Below are 4,838 nucleotides of genomic sequence, written 5' to 3'. Positions count from 1 at the left end.
CCCCACCCCTGTCCCCAGTCCTACGACCGCTCCTCGACTTCCGCGGCGAGCGATTCCGTCCGCGCGGCCAGTTCGGCGAGCGTCTCGATCACGTTGCGCGGCACGACGGGCACCTCGACGCGCTCGGGCTCGGGTGCGGGGCGGCTCTCGAGCTGCGCCACCTGGGAGCGCAGCTGCTGGACCTGCGCCTCGGCGGCGCGGAGGCGCTCCTCGATGCCGCCGGTCTTGTCGGCGAGCAGCAGCCCGGCCATCAGCAGCATCCGCGATTCGGGCATCCGGCCGATCTGGTCGGAAAGCGACGTCGCCTCGGCATCGAGCATCTGGGCCGCGCTGTGCAGGAACGGCTCCTCGCCCGCCTGGCAGGCGACCTCGAAGCTGCGTCCGCCGATGGTGATCTCGACCTGGGGCATCACGTCTCCTCCTGCGCCAGCGGCTTGAGCTCGCCGATCGCCGCGGCCACCTCGGCCGCCTCGGCGTCGCGCACGGCGCGCAGGGCGTCGAGCTCGGCGAGCATCGCCTTGTTGACGAGGTGCGGCTCGGCGACCTCCTCGGACATCGCCTCGCGCAGCTTGCCGGCCACCTCGCGCAGCTCGGCGTTCATCTGCTTGAGCCGCTGCATCTCCTCGTCGACGGCGGCGAGGCGCTGGCGCTGCTCGCCGACCTCCGCCTCGAGCTTGGCGAGACGCGTGTCCTGGCGCTCCTTCAGCGCCTTCACCCGCTCTTCGAGCTGGGCGTTGGCGGTGCGCTCCTCGGCGAGCTCGGCCTCGAGCGCGGCGGCCTGGCCGGCGTCGGCGGCGGCGTCGCCCGCCGCGGCGGCGCGCTGATCGAGCCCGGCCCGGATCCGGTCGAGCGCGCGTGTGATCCGGCCCTCGAGTTCGCTGATGTCGTCCATCCGCCCGCTCTCCTTGCTTGCCCCGCCGCGTCATTTCCCGCCCCGCGCGGCGTTCGCCCGCGAATCGCGGGCGCTCGGGCAAAACCTAGTGGATCGCCCCGGGAGCGGCAAACGGCTGCGCGCCAGCGCGCTCAGGGGCTTGCGGCTCGTGCTTGAACTTGCCCCCCCTGCTGGTATGTCCGGCGCAACCGATGGCTTGAGAGGATTTCCGATGGATATTGCCGCCCTGCGCAAAGCGCATCCCGACCACTGGAAGATGGCCGCCGCGATCCGCGCCCTCGCGCTCGACGCCGTCGCCGCCGCGAACTCGGGCCACACCGGCATGCCGCTCGGCATGGCCGACATCGCCACGGTCCTCTACCGCAACCACCTCCGCTTCGATCCCAAGTCTCCCGACTGGGCCGACCGCGACCGCTTCATCCTGTCCAACGGCCACGGCTCGATGCTGCTCTACGCCCTGCTCCACCTGACGGGCTACGAGGAGATGACGCTCGAGGAGATCAAGAACTTCCGCCAGTGGGGCTCGATCACCGCCGGCCACCCCGAGAACGTGCTCGCCAAGGGCATCGAGACCACCACCGGCCCGCTCGGTCAGGGCTTCGCCAACTCCGTCGGCTTCGCCATCGCCGAGGAGAGCCTGCGCGCCCGCTTCGGCGCCAAGCTGGTGGATCACCGCACCTGGGTCTTCGCGGGCGACGGCTGCCTGATGGAAGGCGTCAGCCAGGAGGCGCTGTCGCTGGCGGGCCACCTCAAGCTGTCGCGCCTCGTGGTGTTCTTCGACCACAACTCGATCACGATCGACGGCCCCACCGACCTCGCCGACAGCACCGACCAGACCGAGCGCTTCGCCGCCTCCGGCTGGCACGTCCAGCGCGTGGACGGCCACGACCCGGAGGCCATCGACGCCGCCATCGAGGCCGCCAAGGCCGACGACCGCCCCTCGCTGATCGCCTGCGAGACGCACATCGCCCTCGGCCACGCCGCGCAGGACACCTCCAAGGGCCACGGCGCGCTGACCGACCCCGAGCAGCTCCAGGCCGCCAAGGAGGCCTACGGCTGGACCGGCGGCCCGTTCGAGGTGCCCGCCGACATCAAGGCGATGTGGGAGCAGACCGGCGAGCGCGGCGGCGCCGCCCGCGCCGAGTGGCAGTCGCGGCTGGACGCCCTGCCCCAGGGCAAGCGCCAGAAGTTCGAGGCCGCGATGTCGGGCGAGATCCCGAACAAGCTCGTCTCGACGGTGCGGGCGCTGAAGAAGCAGATGTCGGAGAGCGCGCCCAAGATGGCGACGCGCGCGGCGTCGGAAAAGGCGCTCGAGGTGATCAACCCGGTGGTGCGCGAGACGCTCGGCGGCTCCGCCGACCTGACCGGCTCGAACAACACCCTGACCTCCGATCTCGGCATCTTCACCGCCGACGACCGCAAGGGCCGCTACGTCTACTACGGCATCCGCGAACACGGCATGGCGGCGGCGATGAACGGCATGGCGCTGCACGGCGGCATCCGCCCCTACGGCGGCACGTTCATGACCTTCTCCGACTACGCCCGCGGCGCGATGCGGCTGTCGGGGCTGAGCCACGCGCCGGTGGTCTACGTGATGACCCACGATTCCATCGGCCTCGGCGAGGACGGCCCGACGCACCAGCCCATCGAGCACCTCGCGATGCTGCGCGCCACGCCCAACTACGTGGTGCTGCGCCCTGCCGACGCGGTCGAGACGGCCGAGGCGTGGGAAGTGGCGCTGCTGCGCAAGGACGGCCCGACGGTGCTCGCGCTGTCGCGCCAGGGCCTGCCGACGGTGCGCAAGGACCACAAGTCGAAGAACCTCACCGCCCAGGGCGGCTACGTCCTCGCCGACGCCGAGGGCAAGCGTCAGGCGCTGCTGATGGCGTCGGGCTCGGAGGTCGCCGTGGCGCTCGCCGCGCGCGACCTGCTGCAGGCCGAGGGGATCGGCACCCGCGTGGTGTCGATGCCGTCGATGGAGCTGTTCGCGGCGCAGGAGGAGAGCTACCGCAAGCGCGTCCTGCCCGGCGGCGCCGCGGTGCGCGTCGCCATCGAGGCGGCCTCGCGCCAGCCCTGGGACCGCTGGCTCTGCGGCGAGCGCGGCCGCGAGGCGAAGGCGGCGTTCATCGGCATGGAGGGCTTCGGCGCCTCCGCGCCCCAGGACGTGCTCTACAAGCAGTTCGGCATCACCGCCGAGGCGACGGCCGAGAAGGTCAAGGCGCTGCTCTGACGCGCCGGCGCGGCGCCCGCAAAAGGGTGCCGCGCCTCCCCGACATGCTTCGCTCGCCCTCCCTCTGGATCGCCCTGCTGATCGCCGCGGCCCTCGCCGCCGACTGGCACTATCACGGATGGGCCAACAGCCTGTACATTGCCCGCAAGGGCATGGAGCTGATCGAGTACCTCGCCTTCTGGCGGTGACGCGCGGCGCGCGGCTGTTGACCTCGGCGGCGAACTATACAAGTTGACGCACGAACCGGGCATGATGCCCACGAACAGCCGGAGGTTCCATCATGGCAGTCAAAGTCGCAATCAACGGGTTCGGTCGCATCGGCCGCAACGTGCTCCGCGGCATCATCGAATCCGGCCGCACCGACATCGAGGTGATCGCGATCAACGATCTCGGCCCGGTCGAGACCAACGCCCACCTGCTGCGCTACGACAGCGTCCACGGCCGCTTCCCCGCCGAGGTGAAGACCACCGAGGACACGATCGACGTCGGCCAGGGCCCGATCAAGGTCACCGCGCTCCGCGACCCCAAGGAGCTGCCCTGGTCGGACGTGGACATCGTGCTCGAGTGCACGGGCATCTTCACCTCGCCCGAAAAGGCCGGCCTGCATCTCGAGAACGGCGCCAAGCGCGTGCTCGTCTCGGCGCCGCTCAGCAACCCGACGCAGGGCGAGAAGACCATCGTCTACGGCGTCAACCACGAGACGCTGACCGCCGACGACAAGATCGTCTCCAACGCCTCCTGCACGACGAACTGCCTGTCGCCCGTGGCCAAGGTCCTCAACGATGCCATCGGCATCAAGAAGGGCTTCATGACCACGATCCACTCCTACACCGGCGACCAGCCGACGCTGGACACGATGCACAAGGATCTCTACCGCGCCCGCGCCGCGGCGCTGTCGATGATCCCGACCTCGACCGGCGCCGCCAAGGCGGTGGGCCTGGTGCTGCCCGAGCTCAACGGCAAGCTCGACGGCGTCGCGATCCGGGTGCCGACGCCGAACGTCTCCGTCGTCGACCTGACCTTCGAGGCCAGCCGCGAGACCTCGGTCGAGGAGATCAACGACGCGATCCGCGCCGCCGCCGGCTCGGGGCCGCTGAAGGGCATCCTCACCTACACCGACGAGAAGCTCGTCTCGAGCGACTTCAACCACGACCCGTCGTCGTCGATCTTCCACATGGACCAGACCAAGGTGATGGAGGGCACGATGTGCCGGATCCTGACCTGGTACGACAACGAGTGGGGCTTCTCCAACCGCATGGCCGACACCGCCGTCGCGATGAGCAAGTACATCTGAGTCTCGCGCAAAAGTTTTGCACATGCAGAATAGCCGCCCTTGGGGGCGGCTATTCTTATTTCTCACCAATAGGTTACTCGCCATGCACCCAGCGAAAGGCGGCATGGCGCTCCTGTCCATTGTGCCGCGCCGCGGCGTGGCTAAGTCTGGTCACGAAGACAGACACCAAGCCCAGGACAGGAGCTCCCGATGTTCAACACGATCCGTACCGCCATCCACAACCGCGCTCTCTACAACCGCACCCGCCGCGAGCTGGAAGCGCTTCCCACCAAGCTCGCCGTCGAAGACCTCGGCATCTTCCCCGGCGACGCGCACCGCATCGCCAGCAAGGCCGTCTACGGCCGCTGAGGCGGACAGACAGACCAATCGGAGACGGGTCGGCAGCAATGCCGGCCCGTCTTCGTATGTGTGGAGCGTGCCGG

The 4,838-nt window shown here is 69.7% G+C and carries 6 protein-coding genes; 4 read left to right on the top strand and 2 right to left on the bottom strand.

The features are described 5' to 3' along the window. Positions 1-20: 20 nt before the first annotated feature. Both OG2516_RS02970 and OG2516_RS02965 read right to left on the bottom strand, forming a co-directional pair. Positions 21-410, bottom strand: coding sequence for a cell division protein ZapA (locus OG2516_RS02970; protein ID WP_007254128.1), 390 nt, complete (start codon positions 408-410; stop codon positions 21-23). Further along, positions 410-892: a hypothetical protein gene (locus OG2516_RS02965; protein ID WP_007254127.1), complete on the bottom strand. Its 483-nt coding sequence runs from the start codon at positions 890-892 to the stop codon at positions 410-412. Before OG2516_RS02965 ends, OG2516_RS02970 begins: the two co-directional genes overlap by 1 nt. Positions 893-1,103: 211 nt before the next feature. Between OG2516_RS02965 and tkt the strand changes: the two genes are divergently transcribed. The 4 genes from tkt to OG2516_RS20170 all read left to right on the top strand — a co-directional run bounded on the left by tkt (position 1,104) and on the right by OG2516_RS20170 (position 4,764). Then, a complete protein-coding gene (tkt, locus tag OG2516_RS02960; RefSeq protein ID WP_007254126.1) occupies positions 1,104-3,122 on the top strand; it encodes a transketolase in 2,019 nt (672 codons plus the stop codon). 44 nt (positions 3,123-3,166) lie between these two features. After that, a complete protein-coding gene (locus OG2516_RS19865) occupies positions 3,167-3,310 on the top strand; it encodes a hypothetical protein (protein ID WP_156799264.1) in 144 nt (47 codons plus the stop codon). A gap of 92 nt (positions 3,311-3,402) precedes the next feature. Beyond that, on the top strand, positions 3,403-4,416 hold the full coding sequence (gene gap, locus OG2516_RS02955) for a type I glyceraldehyde-3-phosphate dehydrogenase (RefSeq protein WP_007254124.1): 1,014 nt from the start codon (positions 3,403-3,405) through the stop codon (positions 4,414-4,416). Between the two features lie 189 nt (positions 4,417-4,605). Beyond that, a complete protein-coding gene (locus OG2516_RS20170; RefSeq protein ID WP_007254123.1) occupies positions 4,606-4,764 on the top strand; it encodes a DUF1127 domain-containing protein in 159 nt (52 codons plus the stop codon). The last annotated feature ends 74 nt before the right edge of the window (positions 4,765-4,838 follow it).

The sequence above is a fragment of the Oceanicola granulosus HTCC2516 genome (assembly GCF_000153305.1).
Lineage (GTDB): Bacteria > Pseudomonadota > Alphaproteobacteria > Rhodobacterales > Rhodobacteraceae > Oceanicola > Oceanicola granulosus.
The sequence above is the reverse complement of the archived record's forward strand: the minus strand, read 5'-3'. Positions and strand labels throughout refer to the sequence as shown.

Coding starts and splice junctions, on each gene's coding strand:
- OG2516_RS20170 (WP_007254123.1), top strand. CDS start 4,606: ATGTTCAACACGATCCGTACCGCCATCCACAACCGCGCTCTCTACAAC.
- tkt (WP_007254126.1), top strand. CDS start 1,104: ATGGATATTGCCGCCCTGCGCAAAGCGCATCCCGACCACTGGAAGATG.
- OG2516_RS19865 (WP_156799264.1), top strand. CDS start 3,167: ATGCTTCGCTCGCCCTCCCTCTGGATCGCCCTGCTGATCGCCGCGGCC.
- gap (WP_007254124.1), top strand. CDS start 3,403: ATGGCAGTCAAAGTCGCAATCAACGGGTTCGGTCGCATCGGCCGCAAC.
- OG2516_RS02970 (WP_007254128.1), bottom strand. CDS start 410: ATGCCCCAGGTCGAGATCACCATCGGCGGACGCAGCTTCGAGGTCGCC.
- OG2516_RS02965 (WP_007254127.1), bottom strand. CDS start 892: ATGGACGACATCAGCGAACTCGAGGGCCGGATCACACGCGCGCTCGAC.